Origin of the sequence: Luoshenia tenuis (assembly GCF_014384745.1) — a bacterium.
Classification (GTDB): domain Bacteria; phylum Bacillota; class Clostridia; order Christensenellales.
In genome coordinates, this window is record NZ_JACRSO010000002.1 from 97715 (window position 1) to 115075 (window position 17361).

The 17361-nt window shown below is 54.4% G+C and carries 19 protein-coding genes; 1 reads left to right on the forward strand and 18 read right to left on the reverse strand.

Annotated features, from left to right (window positions below):
• Positions 1-12: 12 nt before the first annotated feature.
• Positions 13-735 carry a pseudouridine synthase gene (locus H8699_RS05345; protein WP_249284798.1) on the reverse strand — a complete coding sequence of 241 codons (723 nt, stop codon included), beginning with the start codon at positions 733-735 and terminating at the stop codon, positions 13-15.
• Between the two features lie 144 nt (positions 736-879).
• Between H8699_RS05345 and H8699_RS05350 the strand changes: the two genes are divergently transcribed.
• On the forward strand, positions 880-1395 hold the full coding sequence (locus tag H8699_RS05350; protein ID WP_249284799.1) for a hypothetical protein: 516 nt from the start codon (positions 880-882) through the stop codon (positions 1393-1395).
• Positions 1396-1444: 49 nt separating this feature from the next.
• Here the strand turns inward: H8699_RS05350 and ytfJ are convergent, their stop codons facing one another.
• The 17 genes from ytfJ to H8699_RS05435 form a co-directional block, all read right to left on the reverse strand.
• Entirely contained in the window at positions 1445-1876 is a 432-nt protein-coding gene (gene ytfJ / locus H8699_RS05355; protein WP_243125647.1) for a GerW family sporulation protein, read from the reverse strand.
• 3 nt (positions 1877-1879) lie between these two features.
• On the reverse strand, positions 1880-2485 hold the full coding sequence (locus H8699_RS05360) for a hypothetical protein (RefSeq protein WP_249284800.1): 606 nt from the start codon (positions 2483-2485) through the stop codon (positions 1880-1882).
• 72 nt (positions 2486-2557) lie between these two features.
• Complete coding sequence (scpB, locus tag H8699_RS05365) at positions 2558-3166, reverse strand: SMC-Scp complex subunit ScpB (RefSeq protein ID WP_249284801.1); 609 nt, start codon at positions 3164-3166, stop codon at positions 2558-2560.
• Positions 3167-3179: 13 nt separating this feature from the next.
• Entirely contained in the window at positions 3180-3917 is a 738-nt protein-coding gene (locus H8699_RS05370; protein WP_249284802.1) for a segregation and condensation protein A, read from the reverse strand.
• A 12-nt stretch (positions 3918-3929) separates the two neighbouring features.
• Entirely contained in the window at positions 3930-4568 is a 639-nt protein-coding gene (locus tag H8699_RS05375) for a site-2 protease family protein (RefSeq protein WP_249284803.1), read from the reverse strand.
• A 130-nt stretch (positions 4569-4698) separates the two neighbouring features.
• A complete protein-coding gene (locus H8699_RS05380; protein WP_249284804.1) occupies positions 4699-5865 on the reverse strand; it encodes a D-alanyl-D-alanine carboxypeptidase family protein in 1167 nt (388 codons plus the stop codon).
• Between the two features lie 126 nt (positions 5866-5991).
• Positions 5992-6801: a purine-nucleoside phosphorylase gene (locus H8699_RS05385; RefSeq protein WP_249284805.1), complete on the reverse strand. Its 810-nt coding sequence runs from the start codon at positions 6799-6801 to the stop codon at positions 5992-5994.
• Between the two features lie 25 nt (positions 6802-6826).
• A complete protein-coding gene (locus H8699_RS05390) occupies positions 6827-7450 on the reverse strand; it encodes a stage II sporulation protein M (RefSeq protein WP_249284806.1) in 624 nt (207 codons plus the stop codon).
• Between the two features lie 74 nt (positions 7451-7524).
• Positions 7525-8238 carry a sporulation initiation factor Spo0A C-terminal domain-containing protein gene (locus H8699_RS05395; RefSeq protein WP_249284807.1) on the reverse strand — a complete coding sequence of 238 codons (714 nt, stop codon included), beginning with the start codon at positions 8236-8238 and terminating at the stop codon, positions 7525-7527.
• Between the two features lie 41 nt (positions 8239-8279).
• On the reverse strand, positions 8280-9539 hold the full coding sequence (spoIVB, locus tag H8699_RS05400; RefSeq protein ID WP_249284808.1) for a SpoIVB peptidase: 1260 nt from the start codon (positions 9537-9539) through the stop codon (positions 8280-8282).
• 56 nt (positions 9540-9595) lie between these two features.
• A complete protein-coding gene (recN, locus tag H8699_RS05405) occupies positions 9596-11335 on the reverse strand; it encodes a DNA repair protein RecN (protein WP_249284809.1) in 1740 nt (579 codons plus the stop codon).
• A gap of 9 nt (positions 11336-11344) precedes the next feature.
• On the reverse strand, positions 11345-11794 hold the full coding sequence (locus tag H8699_RS05410; RefSeq protein WP_249284810.1) for an arginine repressor: 450 nt from the start codon (positions 11792-11794) through the stop codon (positions 11345-11347).
• A gap of 13 nt (positions 11795-11807) precedes the next feature.
• Positions 11808-12686 carry an NAD(+)/NADH kinase gene (locus tag H8699_RS05415; protein ID WP_249284811.1) on the reverse strand — a complete coding sequence of 293 codons (879 nt, stop codon included), beginning with the start codon at positions 12684-12686 and terminating at the stop codon, positions 11808-11810.
• A gap of 181 nt (positions 12687-12867) precedes the next feature.
• A complete protein-coding gene (locus tag H8699_RS05420) occupies positions 12868-13680 on the reverse strand; it encodes a TlyA family RNA methyltransferase (protein WP_249284812.1) in 813 nt (270 codons plus the stop codon).
• Positions 13667-15547 (reverse strand): 1-deoxy-D-xylulose-5-phosphate synthase, encoded by a 1881-nt coding sequence (gene dxs, locus H8699_RS05425; protein WP_249284813.1) that lies wholly within the window; start codon positions 15545-15547, stop codon positions 13667-13669. Before dxs ends, H8699_RS05420 begins: the two co-directional genes overlap by 14 nt.
• Positions 15548-15581: 34 nt before the next feature.
• Positions 15582-16187: a hypothetical protein gene (locus tag H8699_RS05430; RefSeq protein WP_249284814.1), complete on the reverse strand. Its 606-nt coding sequence runs from the start codon at positions 16185-16187 to the stop codon at positions 15582-15584.
• A gap of 715 nt (positions 16188-16902) precedes the next feature.
• Positions 16903-17352, reverse strand: coding sequence for a divergent PAP2 family protein (locus H8699_RS05435; RefSeq protein ID WP_138295929.1), 450 nt, complete (start codon positions 17350-17352; stop codon positions 16903-16905).
• Positions 17353-17361: the final 9 nt, after the last annotated feature.

The window sequence follows — 17361 nt, forward strand, 5'->3', positions numbered from 1 at the left end:
TTTGCCCTTGGCTTAGGCATGCAGCCCGCAGACCTGTTTGATCTGGCGCAGTTCCTCATCCGTCAACGGGCGCACAGCGCCGATAGGAAGGGTGCCCAGCGTCAACGGCCCCATGGCTGTACGCTCCAGCGATACGACTTCGTGCCCTACCGCCTCGCACATCCTCCGGATCTGCCGGTTACGCCCCTCGCGGATAGCAATCTCTATATCGGAGTAGATCGCGTTGCTTCGCAAGATCCGCACCTTTGCCGGCGCAGTCATCCGCCCGTCTAAGGGCAGGCCTTCTCGCAACCGCTGGGCCTGTTCGGGCGTCAGTTTGCCCGCGATGCGCGCGCAATAGGTCTTATAGATCCGGTGGCGCGGATGCATCAGCGCAAAGGAAAGATCCCCATCGTCGGTCAGCAGCAGCAGCCCGCTGGTATCGTAGTCCAGCCGGCCTACCGGAAAAAGCCGCGGTGCGCCGCCGGGCAGCAGATCCACGATCGTCTTGCGGCCTTGCGGGTCGTAAAGCGTAGTCATCACCCCGCGCGGCTTGTGCATTAGCCAATACGTATGCAACATGACCGGGGTCACGGTTTTACCGTCTACCGTCACGCTGTCTTTTTCTTCATCTACCTCAAATCCCATCTGAACGATTTGCTCGCCGTTGACCGTGACCCGTCCAGATGCAATGATCTCCTCGCACTTTCTGCGGGAAGCCACCCCGCACTGCGCTAAATAACGTTGAAGCCGCACGCCTTATCGCCCCTACTCTCATCATTACTCACAGCTACCAGTATAACCCAAATGGACGGTATTTGGAAAGATGAGGTTTTTAAAGAAAAGCGTTCTTGCATGCTGTTTTCAACCGTGATAAGGTAGAAAAAAGGGGGCATAGTGATGGAACAAAATAGCTATTGCGAAATAATAGCCGACCAGACCGAGCGGGCGCTGTGGGAAGTCAAAAACGTGATCGACTGCATTCCGGACGCGCTTTGGGACCGCATCTATTGCGACATGCCGCTTTGGAAGCATGTTTATCATACCTTGCATTCGCTGGACCAATGGTTTATTAACCCTATAGTCTATGCGCAGCCGCCCTTCCATCGCCATGCGCTCAATGATTTGGATGTGGTAGCCGAAGGCTATCTGTCCCGGGACGAGATCCAGCGTTATGTTCAGACCGTATCCGAGAAAATTCGCGCTTACTTAACCGAGCTTACGGATGAACTGCTTTTAAGCTGTCCGCAGAGCTGCCCCTATACTCGGTTTACGCTGATACTGGCGCAGCACCGTCACCTCCACACGCATATGGGGATGCTGATGGGCTACATCATTGCGGAAACGGGGCAGTGGCCGCGCGTATTAGGACTGACGCATGAAATTCCTTCGCAGGGATACGATAAATATTTTTAGTAAAAAGTAAAGCCGCCTTGTTAGGCGGCTTTATCATTCCATTGTTTAACTACGCGTTGGTGTTGTCGCCGGGCGTGCAGCACTCTTTTTGCTGAAGCCCTTCAACAAATTTTTTGATCTCACACAGCACCTGTGGCACAATGTCCACGATGCGGTCGTACGGCGAGTTGCACTGGGTGGGCATGACCCGCATCTGATCCTCAGAGGCCACTAAAAAGGCCACCGGGGTCAGGGATATACCGGCGCTGGTTCCTCCCGCAAAGGGAAACCGGTGCGTATCGTCCGCCGCAGTGGGCGTACCCGGTGCGGGATTGCCGTATTCCCCACCTCCGGCGACGAAACCGAAGCTGACCTTGGATACCGGAACGATCACCGAGCCGTCGTCTGTCTGCATCGGGTCGCCAATAATGGTATTGACGTCGATCATATCTTTAATATTTTCCAGCGTGGTTTTCATGATGTTTTCGATCGGATGATTCACGTGCTATTTCCTCCCATTCATACGCCGCATCCGGAACCATAACATCAGGATATGGCGCAACTTTACTGTTATTATGGTTTGAAAAACAAATTCCATGCACGTTTTTTGGAATTCGGGCAGCACCGTTGCGCTGTAGTGCGACATTTCTCCTGCGCGCGTTGAAAGGACCGAAGCGCCGCAGGATACAATGGTTTGCAGATACCCGCAGATCAGTGCGGTTTTATCCGCGTAGCCGCCGATTCCCAGGCGAAACTTAAAGTACAGCTGTCTAAAGCGCAGGTAAGGAAGTATGGGTCCCTTTAGACGGATATTTTGTTTTGGGCGCAGCTTGGCCACTTGTATGCGCTCTTGCAGCCAATCAACCAGCACTGCTTCCTGGAGGAGCTGCTGTTTTTTTCCAAAGATCAGAATATGCCACGCCCCGTCCTCGGCCTTTTGAAAAGTTACTTTCCGCGCAAAAAGAGTTGCGCGGAAAAACGACGCGCGCAGTGCCATATCCTTTCCCTCTTGCGTTATATTGACATTGGCTTCTAAGCGCACGCCGCAAAAAAATATAAAGGACAGGAGCAGCGCCAGCCCAGCAAATAAAAAAAGAATACCTGCATCCATCGGTTTTGGAACGCCCCTTCCCTATCTGATGGATCTAGTATTCCTTTTGATTGGCAAATTCATACAATCGGACTAAGATTCTGTATCTTTATCTTCCGTCTCCAGGTCAAGCGCGGCTTCCGATGCGCCGGTATCTTCCAAATGGATCTGCTCCTGCTCGGGCGGCAGGCGCCACTCATCCCGGCCCGGCAGATCCTCTATCCGCTCCAGCCCAAAATGCCGCAAAAATTCATCCGTTGTCCCCAGCAGCATTGGCCGGCCGATGCTCTCTTTGCGCCCTACCTCCTGGATCATGTTCTTTTTCATCAGGGAGTTGATCGCATACTCGCAGCGCACCCCGCGGATCTGCTCGATCTCCGCCCGGGTCACCGGCTGACGGTATGCTACGATAGAGAGCGTTTCCATCACAGCCTGGGATAAAGACTGTTTCCGCTTAGGAAACAGCAGTTTCTCCACCACCGTGCCATGTTCGTTTTTAGAGCCCAACTGTACTTTATCGCCGAATTTGATCAGCATTAGTCCGCTGTCCGGCCGGGCATATTTTTCGTCCAGTGCATCTAAAGCGTCGTACACCTGCGCCAGGGAAACCTCCAACCCCTTGGCCAGCTCCTTGCGGGTTAGCGGATCGCCGCTGACAAATAAGATCGATTCAATAAGTGCCGCCAGGGCAATTTTATCCATTCGTTTCTCTCCTCTACGCTTTAACCGGTTTAGCGACGGCGTGGATATAAATCTCGCTAAAGGCATTATCCTGCGCTACCTGTAGCCGGCCGGCCTTCAGCAGCTCCAGCAGCGCTAAAAAGGTGGTCACCACGGCAGCGCGCTCGTAACGGCCCTCGAACAGCTCGTGGAAGGTGACTTGCCCATTCTCGCGGATAATTTTTCTAAGGTACTGCATCCGGTTTTCGATGGTATAAACGTCGCTGTCGATCTTATCGCTGAAAACATTGGGCCTGTCGATATCCTGCGCTTGGCTCATCACGGCGGCAAAGGCTTCAATAAGCGCGTCTATGGACATGTTCTGCAGTTCGACCGGCCGCTCTTTGGTGATCCATTCCTCCGGCAGCTTAAAAAAGACGTTTTTATAGGTTTCCTCCAGCGCGCGGAGATTTTCACCCGCTTCTTTATACTTCTTGTATTCCGTCAATTGCCGGATCAGCTCCGCCTCCGGGTTCTCCTCCTCTTCCACCGTTTCGGCGGGTTTACGGGGCAGCAAAGAACGGCTTTTGATATACAGCAAATTGGCGGCCATAGCTAAAAACTCGCTGGCCGTATCCATGTCCAAATCGTCCAACTGGCGCATATAGGCCATGTATTGCTCGGTGATCTCGGAAACAAAGATATCTTCGATCTGGATCTGCGCCCGGTTGACCAGGTGCAAAAGAAGATCAAGAGGCCCGTCAAAATCCCCTAAGTGAAAGACATATGCCATAGCTACGCCACCTTATAATCCCAAAAGGGTAAAAAGCCAAACGAACAGCTCGACCATATGCGCCAGCAAAAAGCCTACGATATTGCTCAGGATACCGCTGGTAAAGCCCAACAGTACCAGGGCCATCAGGAGCAGAGGTCCATACTTTTCAAAGGTCCACATGGCCTTTAGGTTGCGCGGATGAATAAAGTTTTTCACGATATTATATCCATCCAACGGGGGCAGCGGGATCAGGTTAAATACGCAAAGCACCAGGTTGATCGATACCATTTCGGATACGATATTGTACCAGATATTGCCATAGGCGCCATAAAACAGCATAGCGACCAGTATACCGGTAAAGACGAAGCCGATGATCAGATTCATTAGCGGCCCGGCGAGGGACACCCATAGCATCGCGTGTCGCCCGCGCATCCGGCCCGGGTTGACCTGTACGGGCTTGGCCCAGCCGAACCCGGCGATCAGCAGCATCAGCATCCCCAGTATATCGATATGGGCAAAGGGATCCAATCTCAGCCGCCCGGTAAGCCGCGGGGTATCATCCCCCAGCCGGTCAGCTACCCATGCGTGCGCATATTCGTGAAAGGTAAAGCCCACAAACAGCGCCGGCAGGCGGTATAAAATCGTCATCAAACTCAGATTGCCTATCATATTTATCTCCAAAACAATTATTCAAAACAATTTATTTATGATAGCATGCTGTACAAAAGGATGTCAATTCATACACCTGGATAAAGCAAAGCCGCCGGGCACAGCGCCGGCGGCCTTATAAAGGCTTGGATCATTCCTGGTGGAACCATCGCCCCAGTATCTTATTAAGGTGATCGGCATATTCGGCCTTGGCTACGGCGCTCTCTGCGATCAGCGGGATGCGCGTTAGCTCATGGTCGCCCTCGGTTACGATCAGCTCGCCCAGCGGTTGCCCCTGTTCGACGGGAGCGTTTACCTCCTGCTGCAGATTGACCTGGGTCTGTACCTGGCGCGGAGCGTTTTTAGACATCAGGAGGCTATAGCCCTCCTGCGTGACCGCGTTGACGGTAAACTCCTTACCGTTGATAACGTTGGATTGCCCGTATACCTGGTTGGGCTGGATCACGGATTGCAGCTGAAAGGTATTAAAACCAAAGTTCAGCAGGTCGCTGGCCTCCTGAAAGCGCACTTTGGATGAGGGCGCGCCTAAAATCACCCCGATCAGCCGCACGTCGCCGCGCTTGGCGGTAGCGCTCAGGCAAAAGCCCGCTTCCTGGGTAGAACCGGTCTTGATTCCGTCCGCCCCGTCGTAAGTCTGCAATAATTTATTGGTGTTGCTCAGCATGGTCTCCCGGTTATTGGCGTGCTGAAGATAATCCAGCCAGATCGTGCTGTATTGAAAATAGACCTCGTGCTTGATCAGCTCCCGGCTCATGATCGCCACGTCGTGTGCGGTAGAGTGGTGCCCCTCTGCCGGCAGGCCCGTGCAATTTTTAAACAGCGTCCCTTCCATTCCCAGTTCCTGAGCGCGGGCGTTCATCCGGTCCACAAAGGCCGCTTCGCTGCCGGCTACCCGTTCAGCCATGGCCACGCTGGCATCGTTGCCCGAAGCGACGATGATGGATTTGATCAGGTCGCTTACCGTGTATTGGCCTCCCTCATCCAACAACACCTGGGAGCCGCCCATCCCCGCCGCATTTTTACTGATGGTCAGCACTTCGTCCAATGCGATCTCACCCCGGTCGATCGCCTCCATGACCAGTACCAGGGTCATCACCTTGGTCACGCTGGCAATGGGCATCTGTTCGTCCGATTTATATTCGAACAGGACCTCGCCGCTGACCGGATCCATCAGCAAGGCGGATTTGGATTGGAACTCGTAATCAAACGCCTCCTGCGCCCTTGCGTTCTGGAATGGCAGTACCAGGATCGCCAGCGCCAGCAACAACACCAGATATCGATTAAGCTTGCATTTCAAATTGACCCCTCCCCAAATCATGGCATCTCGCGCACAAAATTAACCCCTGTACATATGGTCTATGCCCAGGGGTTACAAAACATGTCTATATTATGTTTTTCTGCCGGATTTTGGGGGCGAAATCCCCTACAGCGCAGCCAGGATGGTATCGATCAGCGCGGTAAAGCGCGCCTCAACGGCCTTACCCGTCTCCATAACCTCCTGGTGAGAAAGGGGCTGATCCAGTATTCCAGCGGCCATGTTGCTGATGCAGGAAAGGCCCAGCACCCGCATCCCACAGTGGTTGGCCACGATCACCTCCGGCACGGTGGACATGCCCACCGCATCGGCGCCCAACGTGCGCAACATCCGTATTTCGGCCGGCGTTTCAAACGAGGGGCCGCTCATCATGGCGTAGACGCCTTTTTGCAGGCTGAATCCGCATTGCTTTGCGGCGCTGCCGGCCAAAGCGATCAGCTCCCGGTCATAAGCGCGGGACATATCCGGAAAGCGCGGGCCGAACGCGTCCAGGTTGGCCCCGATCAGCGGATTATTGCCGGAAAAATTGATATGGTCTTCTATGGCCATCAGATCCCCGGGCTGAAACTGCTGATTGACCCCGCCGGCGGCATTGGTCACGATCAAGGTTTCAACGCCTAGCGCGCTGAGCACCCGCGTGGGAAACGTCACCTGGGCCATATCATAGCCCTCGTAATAGTGGAACCTCCCGCACATCAACACGATGTCCTGGCCCTGATGGCGTCCAAAGGCCAACTGGCCGGCATGTCCAGGCACCGTGGTCTTTGGAAAATGCGGGATTTCCGCGTAAGGGATCGTCTGCATCTTTTTACAATGCTTAGCGTAATTGCCCAAACCGCTCCCCAGGATGACGGCCACTTTAGGGCGCAACTGCGTTTGTGCTTTGATAGCCTGCACGGCTTGCTCGAACCGGCTCATTTTTTACCACCTCGTCTTTAGTATATCAACTGACCAGCCACCCTGAAAGGCCGCTTAAAATCCAGGGCGCCAAGAATGCCTCAAACAATACGACGCCTAACAAGATCACTCCACCAGCGCAGCAGGAGGACAGATAGCTCTTTTTCCGGTCTAGCGGCATATGCAGGTGCATGATTTTGAGCCGCAGTGCTTCGGTAGACATCTGGATCGACTTAAGAGCGAGAAACCACAGCACCGGCAAAAGGATGAGCGATGGGATAAACAGCGTCAAAAATGCGGCCAGCGCCCCTTTAAAACCCCATACATAACACATGGAAGCCAGCGTAAACCCCTGTGAAAAGCCCCGGACCCCCACGATCGCCAGCGCGACCGGCGGGCCCAAAACCGTAAAACCGGATAGCGTGATCAGGATCAGCGCCTGATAGTGTGTAAACAGCGAGCGCTGCAGCGTTTCAGACAAAGGTCTTGCCGTATTATCGGTCACCACGCCCAGGATGCTTTGCAATCCATCGCGCTGCCCATCCGGCAGTATCTTAACCGTCACCATTCCGCTGACCAATCCGATCAGAAAAAAGAAGAGGATGAGCAGATACAGCCCAAAATTCTCCTTCAGGTGTGCGGCCAAGCGGCCGCTTAACCTCCCTGTCAAGCTGATGCATCCTCCTCTCCCTTTGGTTTGTCCTGCGCATATCATAACCTATGCACCAAAGGGAAGGGGTATGCTTAGCGGCTGCGCACTTTATCGGCCACCATGGCGATGAACTCGCTATTGGTCGGCTTGCCGCGGTTTTCCTCTATGGTATATCCAAATAAAGAGTCAATGGCCTCTAAATTGCCCTTTTTCCAGGCGACTTCGATGGCGTTACGAATCGAACGCTCCACGTTCCCTGGGGTGGTATTGAACTTTTTGGCTACTGCGGGATAGATTTTTGTGGTGATCAACGTTGAAATATCCCGCTCGTCCATGGTCAGCAATATCGCTTCGCGCAGATATTGATAGCCCTTGATGCTGGCAGGTACGCCCACCTGTAAAATGATGCGGGAGACCCGCTCTTGTGGGATCATGGTCAAAAGCAAAATCTTATCGGCGAGCTTTTGCACGTCAAAAGGCCTTTTTTCAATCAGCTTGCAGCCCAGCGCCTCCAGGTGCTGGGTAAACCGTCCGTCTGGAAGCATGGAGGTGACCACGACTTTGGGCAGGTAATCCTCCGTGCGCTCGTAGAGCTTTTGCAAAACGGCAATGCCATCCAGCTCGGATATGATCAAATCCAGCAGGATATACTCGGGCCGCGTTTTTAGCACCAGCTCCAGACCCGCCCTTCCGTCAAAGGCCTGTCCGATCACGTCAAAAACCTGCGTTGCCTCCAGCGCGCTGGTCATAGCGCCGATCAAAAAATCGTTTTTGTCAATAATGACGACGCTGTGCCGTTTATCCAATCAAACTACCCCCAACCTCGTTTTTTAACATTATACCACTTCTACGGTTCTTGTGCTAACATCCACTCTATAAACATACCATATCCACGCGTTGGATCATTTACAAATACGTGCGTGACCACGCCTACCAGGCAGCCGTTCTGGATGATCGGGCTGCCGCTCATCCCTTGTACGATGCCACCGGTACGGCTTAAAAGTTCGGGATCGGTAACGCGCAGCACCATGCTCTTGGGCGTCGGCGTCCCCTGCTGGGTCACCCGCTCGATCTGGCAGGTATAGCGTTGAGGCCCGCTGTCGTCCAGCGTGGTTACGATTTGTGCCTCTCCCGGCTGCACGGTAGAATGCAGGCCGATGGGAATGCTGCGGCCTTTCAGTAGCGTTTCTAAAGCGGCGTAGGAATGGCCGTACAGGCCAAAGGCGTTATTTTGGGCGATGTCCCCCAGCGCCAGCGGCTGGTCAAAAAAATCTCCCTGCAGCTCGCCAGGTTCCCCCACCTTGCCCTGCTGGATACCCAGAACATGCGATTCGTAGATTTCGCCGTTTTTAACCGTCAGATAATTGCCGGTATCGCTGTCCGCAATGCCATGGCCCAGCGACCCATACCATTTTTGTGCGGGATCTAAATAGGTCAGCGTGCCGACGCCGGCAGTAGAGTCCCTGACCCAGAGCCCCAGCCGCCAAACGGAATCCTGCGGATCCAGGATCGGCGTCAGGCTGACATCCATCTCCTTACCCGAGCGGCTGATATGCATTTGCAGCGGATCGCTGTTGCCCACATTGATCAATTCAGATAGATGTACAGCGTTTTGCACTTCCTGTCCGTTAACGCTCAAAATGGTATCGCCCGCCAAAAGCCCGGCTTCATTGGCGGGGTTGCGCAAATTCCCGTAAGAATCCATGATATCCGAAGTGCCGACGACCAGGGCGCCTTTGGTATAAAGCGCCACGCCGATAGCCTGCCCGCCCAGCATCACGTTTTTCTCCGGCGTCACCTCAAGGGCCACCTGCTTTACGGGGATGCCCAGTATCTCAAGGGTCAGCTTATCTTCTCCGGGCTGCTGCGCCAAAAGATCTACATTGCCGCCCGTATCCGATAAAGTGGTTCCCATCAGCTTGGTCACCGCTGTATCGTTTTTTTGCGCGGTAAACAGCCCCGGGATCTCCAGCGTATAAGCCTGGCCTTCGGAAATTAAAATATGGTCTGGAATGGCAAAAATTTGCCGGACAAAGGGAGAGTTTGCGCCGGCGACGACGGCCAGCGCGCAAACCCAGCCTACTATTTGCTTGATTCGGGTCTTCATTCGATCACACCTTCGCTCCTTAATATTTCTTTAGGATTGGCGAAGGCCCTATGATTCTATACCCTTTGACGCAATTTTTTGCGAATGGTTTGCGCTTGCCTAAGGATCGCCCGGGCATGTTCCAGGTCGATCTTTGTGATTTGTGCCCCGGCGTTCATCCGGGCGATTTCCAAAATGCGCGCCTCATCGTCCAGCGGCGTGAGTTCTACGGTGGTATCCTCTCCGTTTTCCGTCTTGCGCACCAGTAAATGCTCATCGCCAAGCGCAGCGATCTGGGATAGATGCGTCACGCTGATGACCTGGCGGTCGCTGGCCAGCCGGCACATCTTTTCACCCACCGCTTGTGCGATACGCCCGCTGATGCCGGTATCGATCTCGTCAAAAATCATGCAGGGGATATCGTCTGCCGTAGCGCTGATATTCTTGATCGCCAGCATGATGCGTGACAGCTCGCCGCCGGACGCGATCTTTGCCAGCGGCATCAGCGGCTGGCCGGGGTTGGGGGAGATCAAAAACTCCACCTGGTCGATCCCGCTGCTCTGTAACCGGTCGCGGAAGGTTTCATCATCCTGCGGAAGGGGGGCAAAAACGGTTTTGATCTCCAGCTTCTGCATGCCCAGATCCTGTAGGTGGCCTTTTAGCGCCGCTTCAAAGCTTTGGGCGGCGTGCATCCGTTTTTCGTGCAACGCCAGCGCCTTCTCTTTTGCCGCCTGGAACAGTGTGCTTTCCTCGTTTACCAGCTGTTCGATATGCGCCTCGCTGTCCTGCAGTTCGGCATATTCCTGCTCGATGCTTTCGGCGTATGCCAATATCTCCTCGATAGAGCTGCCGTATTTGCGTTTGAGCTTATAGATCTGATTCAGCCGTTCTTCTACGCTGTCCAAACTCTCGCCAGCATCCTCCCAGCCGCTATCTAGCGCATGGAGGTCGCCGTCGATATCCTCCAGGGCATAATATACCTCCGAAAGCTTGGCGTGTAGGGCCTCAAAGGGCTGGTGTATGCGGGTCATGCCCCCGATGGCCGATTGAACCTCGCCCAGGATATCCAGGGCGCTTTGCGCATCCTCTCCGCCTTCAAAAAGCGCCTGGCGCGCAAAGGCAAGGGTCTGCATGATCTGTTCCCGGTTTTGCAAATAACTGCGCCTTTCGGCTAGTTGTTCTTCTTCGCCGGCCGTCAGCTGGGCGGAGTGGATATCATCCAGCTGAAAGCGCAGCATTTCTATCCGCCGGGCCTTTTCCTGCTCGCTTAATCGGCTGCTGTCAAGGGCTTTTCGCACTTCGCGCCAGGTGGAAAAAATGCGCCTGTATTCGCTGAGTTCCTGCAAAAAATCATCGCCGGCAACCCGGTCCAAAAACGCGCGGTGCCGCGCCGCGCTCAGCAGCGATTGGTGCTCGTGCTGCCCGTGGATATCCACCAGCAGCGCGGATAGCTGCTTTAATTGAGAAACGGATACCAGATGGCCGTTGATCCGGCAGATATTTTTCCCCGCCAGCGTAATATCCCGGGAAAGGATCACGTTTTCCGGATCGTCAGGATCGTCATAACCCTGCTCTTGCAGATGGTGGATGGCCGCATGCCCTTTGGGCAGCGCAAAAGCCGCCTCCACCTGCGCCCGCTGGGTGCCATAGCGGATCAGCCCGCGGTCCGCCCGCTCTCCCAAAGCCAGGTTGACCGCGTCTATTATAATGGATTTACCCGCGCCGGTCTCGCCCGAAAGGATATTGAGTCCCGGGCCAAAGGGCACCTCCAAATTTTCGATCAAAGCGATATTATGGATGGTCAGGCGATAAAGCATGTTGGCTCCTTACTTCATCATTTCCTTGAATTTAGCGACCAGCACCTGCGCGGCGTCATTGTCCGGCGCGACTACTAAAATGGTATCATCTCCGGCTATACTCCCCACGATCTCGGGCCAGCGCATGCTGTCGATGGTATTGCCGGCCGCATGGGCGCTGCCCGAAAGGGTTTTGATGATGATTAGGTTGTTCGCCGCCACAATGGAGAGCACAGCCTCCGAAAATACGCGGATAAAGCGATTGGTCATCACCTTATCGGCTTTATCTACGGTTGCATATTTATAGGTATTGTTCGGCGTTAGCACTTTGACCAGCCGCAACTCTTTGATATCCCGCGAGATCGTGGCCTGAGTGACCTCGTACCCCGTTTCGCGCAATGCCTCGGCCAAATCTTCCTGCGTTTCGATATCGTTTTTATCGATGATATCCAGTATCATGGCGTGTCGTCCCGATTTCATGCGTCATCCCCCTTTATGCTTTTACTTCCGGCAGTTCTTCAGCCATGCTCCATTCAGAAAATTTACTATGCAATAATTGATAAAAGTTGCGCCCCTTTAACCGGATAAAGGTAGCCTGCGACTTGGCGCGGGTGATCTCAATGCGCAGCTTGTTGGAAACCGTAAGCAGCGTCTCCCCATCTAGCGCCAGCTGCGCATCCTTATCCGCAGCGGTCAAAACCAGCTCGATCTTGCTGTCGGCCCCCACCACGATAGGCCGGGAGTACAGCGTGTGCGCGCAGATCGGCGAGAGCAGAATACACTCCAGGCTGGGCGCAAGGATCGGCCCGCCCGTAGAGAGCGCGTAGGCCGTCGAGCCCGTAGGGCTGGAAACCACCACGCCGTCTGACATATAGCGATCTACATACTGCCCATCGATATAGATCTGCACCCCGATGATGCGCGAAAATGCCCCGCGGGAAAGCACCACATCGTTTAAGGCGATATGCTCGGCCGCCTGTGGATGGCCGATGACGCGCGCCTGCAGCATCATGCGCTTTTCTAAAGCGTAGTCCGCCTGAACGATGCGCCGGGCGACCTCCTGCACGTTATCTACCTCAGCCTCGCTCAAAAAACCTACGCGGCCCATATTGATCCCCAACACGGGAATATCCGCGGCGGCAGCCTCCCGGGCAGCGTGGAGAATCGTTCCATCGCCACCCAAGACCAATACCACGTCGCACCCAGCGATCAAACCGGCGCGATCTACCCCCAGCTCCGGCCGTTTGAGCACGCCGGCACAGTATTCATCCATTCGGACAGCGGCCCCATAATGTTCCAGCGCGTCTACCAGCTGGCCCGTTACCCGAAAGCCTACGTCCTTTTCATGGTTTACCCAAATCGAAACCTGCACCGCGCAACCTCCTTCAGCTTCATACAGTAATAATTGTACTGCTTTATGAATATTTATTCAACTATATTTTTTTAAATATTCGGAACTATTCGCTGTTTAGAAAGCAGCCTCAGCAAATTGAGGGAAATGAAAAAGCGGGACAGGCAGCGGTACAAATATCGCTGTCTATCCCGTATCGGCCCTAAACTTTATGCGCTTCATGCGCCTGCGCCACTACGCTGCGGCAATCCAGCGGCGCGGGCGGAATATCGGCCGCGCAGGCGTAAAGTAAAAACTCGATATTCCCCTCCGGCCCCGTAATAGGCGAAAACGAAAGACCCTGCGGAGAAAAACCACACGCTGCCGCAAAGGCGACGGCCTCCTCAACGACCTCAAGGTGCACCTTGGCGTCACGCACAACACCCTTTTTTCCGACTTTGTCCCGGCCGGCCTCAAACTGAGGTTTGATCAGGGTGACCAGCTGCGCCCCCGGTTCAAGGCACTTGACCAGCGCGGGCAAGATCAATTTAATGGAGATAAAGGAAACATCCATCACCGCCAGCTCCAGCGCATCTTGAAACCAGCCTTTTTCCATCGCGCGGGCGTTGCAGCGCTCCATTACCACTACCCGTTCATCCTGGCGCAGCCGCCAGTCCAGCTGGCCATATCCTACATCCACCGCGTAAACCTTGCGCGCGCCCTTTTGGAGCAAGCAATCGGTAAAGCCTCCCGTGGAGGCGCCCACGTCTATCGCGGTTTTGCCCGCTGCCTTTATGGGGAAAACCTCCAGCGCCTTTTGCAGCTTTAACCCGCCACGGCTGACAAAGGGATGCACTTTGCCCCGAACCTGCAGTGCCTCCCAATCCTTTTCCGGCACTATTTGGGAGGCTTTAAGCGCCTTTTCTTCCCGAATGTAGACCGCGCCGCTCATCACAAGCGCCTTGGCCTTTTCCCGGCTGGGCGCCAGCCCTTTATCGACCAGCAGCACATCCAACCTCTGCTTATTGTTCTCCATCGATTTCCTCCAAGGCAACTGCAAGCTTTTCAGCCAGGCTCGCAGCATCCATACCATAACGCGCCATTAAAGCCGCGCGCGCACCGTGTTCGATAAATTTATCGGGATAGCCCAAGTTTAGAAAGCGTGCCCCTGTCCCCTTGCGCAGGAGGAACTGTCCCACAACCGCGCCAAATCCGCCGATCAGGACATTGTCCTCCAGCGTTGCGATCAACGGAAAGGTGTGAGCCATCTGACTGAGCATCTCCTCGTCCAGCGGCTTAATAAACCGGGCGTTGACCACGGAGATCGCCTTTCCCCGTTTCAGCAGCCGTTCCCGGATGTTCAAAGCCTCCTCCACCATGTTTCCTGAGGCGATCAGTACACCGTCATCCCCTTCGCGCAGCCGGGTCCATTTGCCCAGCTGAATGGGAGGCAGCGTATCGTCATTGGGCAAGCGGGATACGGCTTTCGAATAGCGAATCGCGCAGGGTCCATCCAGCGTCAGAGCGAATTCCATCATTTTGCGCAATTCGTCCGCATTCGCCGGCGAAAGGATCGTCATATTGGGCAACGGCAGCAGCATTGACAGGTCAAAAAGGCCTTGATGAGTCTCCCCATCCTCTCCCGTTAGACCCGCACGATCCAGCGCGAAGACGACGGGCAGGTTTTGCAGGCACACATCGTGCAAGATCTGGTCAAACGCGCGCTGGGCGAAGGTAGAATATACGGCAAAAAAGGGGCGCAGGCCCTGCGTAGCCAGCCCTGCCGCCAGCGTCACCCCATGCTGCTCGGCGATGCCAACATCAAATAAACGTTGAGGGAACATCTGGCGAAAGGGCGTAAGCCCTGTCCCCTCCACCATCGCGGCCGAAATAGCGATGATCTTTTCATTATGCATGGCCATCTTGGTCAAGTGCTGGCCAAAAGTGGCGGAGAAGGTAATGCTCTGGTCCTTTTCTTTCATGCCGGTATCGATAAAGAAGGGCGCTACGCCATGATACCGCTCCGGAAAGATCTCTGCGCGCTCATATCCCTTGCCTTTGCGGGTCACCACGTGCACAAAAACCGGCCGGTCATACTCCTGTGCGCTGGTCAGAATCTGCTCTAATTGCCCGATATCGTGCCCATCAACCGGCCCTAAATACTTAAATCCCAGCTCTTCAAAGAGGACGCCAGGCACGACAAGGTATTTTAAACTATTTTTAATTTTTTCTACAAAGCGCTTGGTGGGCGGGCCTATTACCGGGATGCGCTCCACAAAGTCCTCCGTCCAGCGCTTGACGCCCGTGTAGGTCCGTCCGCTGCGGATCTTGGACAGGTGCATGGATACGGCGCCCACGCTGTGGGAGATGCTCATATCATTATCGTTTAGAATGACGATGATTTTGCTGGGGCACTGGCCCGCATCATTCAGCGCCTCAAAGGCCATTCCGCCACTTAGGGCTCCATCGCCAATAACGGAAATCACGGAAAAGTCATCCCCTCGCTGATCCCGCGCGCGGGCAATGCCCAGCGCAGCGGATACCGAGGTGCTGCTATGCCCGGTATCAAAGGCATCGTGGCAGCTTTCCGCACGCTTGGGGAAGCCGCTTAACCCATCCATCTGCCGCAAAGAGGCAAACTGCGCTTTGCGGCCGGTGAGCAGCTTATGTACATAAGCCTGATGGCCTACATCCCAGATGATCTTATCCTGGGGGCTGTTAAAGATTTTGTGGATCGCCAACGTCAGCTCTACCACCCCCAGATTGGAGGCCAGATGCCCGCCTGTCTGAGAAATAGATTGCACGAGAAATTGACGAATCTCCCCGGCCAGCTGTTCCAGTTCGGGGATGTTCATATCCTTTATATCCTGTGGCGAATGGATGTCATCCAACGACTTATACATTTTACTCCCATTCATCCTCCCTAACCCGGGAAGGCTATTTATGCTTTTGCCGGCCAATATGGAAAAAGGCCAGTACGCGCCCGGCGCGCAGCAGAATATTTGTAGAGTGTACCAGTGCAAACCGCTTACCGGCGGCCTTGCCGCCTACCGTCAGGGCCGCTACAACACTGCTGATGATAATATTGAGCAGCGCAGATGGCGTTGCCGGCGCCAGCACCACGATGCGCAGCACGATGGCCGCACTGGCTGCGCCCGAAACGATCCCGCACACATCCCCGACAACGTCGTTGCAAAAGCTGGCTACCTGGTCGGTATGCTGCAGCAAAAAGACGCACTGCTGCGCGCCGTGCACCTTTTTGGAAGCCATGGCCAAAAAGGGCTTAGGACCAGCGGCCGTAGCAGCGATGCCGATAATATCAAACACGATGCCCAGCGCGATCAACGCGATCAAAATCAAAATAGCTACCAGAAGCGGTACGCTGCCCAACAGCACCTCGGCAACAAAGCTGATTCCGCCGGATACGATCAGCGTGATCAGCGCGATCTTAACCGCCCAGTAGTTTTTCTTTTTTCTTCCCCGTTTGGCTTTGTCTCCGCCGCTTTTCCGTTTTAACGGGATATCCGCATCTTCTTTAGGCAAGTGCGCACCCTTTCTTTCCAAGCTATACTCTTATCTATGCGCCAAATTTATGGCGTATGGTCTTTAAATAAAAAAAGGTGGTGGCAAAATGAGTAAACCTTGCGGCTTCAGGTCTAGTAAGGTTTCCCCGTCTGCTACTCCCCGTCGCCGAAAAGAGCGGTTTCCCTTGAAAGCAGACGCCGCCGTGTCGCCACGCGGCGGGACTAGATTACCACTAAGTCCACACTATAATCCCCAAATTGCCTGTTGACAGTCTAGGAGCTTTCCTCAACAACGCCACTGGTTCCTAGCCTCTTTTGCAGCTCAGGTTTCATCCGGCGATCATGTCCGATGCACGGGCCCTGTGCATCCGGGCACGTATTCCTGAAATCCCCCCGCGCCACGCAAGGCAGGCTACGCTGTACACAGTTATTATTACCGCATCACAGGTTTTACCCCAAGGAGTGATCACGCGATGTTTCACACCCGTTTGGGTCTCCGCGGAAGCTGGGTCATCGCCTGCATGCCATTGCAGATCGCCCTTCTTCCTTATCCCCCAGCAGCAACCCCCGACTGGGCGTCCGAAGCCACCACCAGGAACTTCATCGATATGCCCTTCTACGGTCTTTTATCCCCGTTTTGAGAACCAGCTTTGCCGACTAGAATACTGCACCACCTTATTTGCATTAAAATGCAGGTAGGATTATATCATGTTTCATTACAAAAAACAAATATCCTACTTAAAGGTAAAAAGGACGGCCACCACGACGCCTAAAATCGCGCCCATCAACACCTCAAACCCGGTATGGCCGATCAATTCTTTCAGCTTGCTGGGCGGGACGACCATGTTGTGCGTCATCATATCCACGATCTCGTTTAACACGCGGGCCTGTTTGCCCGCCGCCTGGCGCACGCCCATGGCGTCTGTCATCACGATCGCCGCAAACGCCGCCGCCACCACAAAGATAGCCGAATCAAACCCTTCCGAGATGCCGCAGGACACCGCCAGTGCCATCACAAAGGAGGTATGCGAACTGGGCATGCCGCCGGAGCCGAATAATCTGGCCAGATCCCACTTGCGGTATTTCATAAAATTCGTAAACACTTTGAGGATCTGCGCCAGTATCCATCCCAGAAAAGTGGGCAGTACCACTGGGTTTCTGAAAAACTCGGTGAAGAAATCCACTCTATCGTT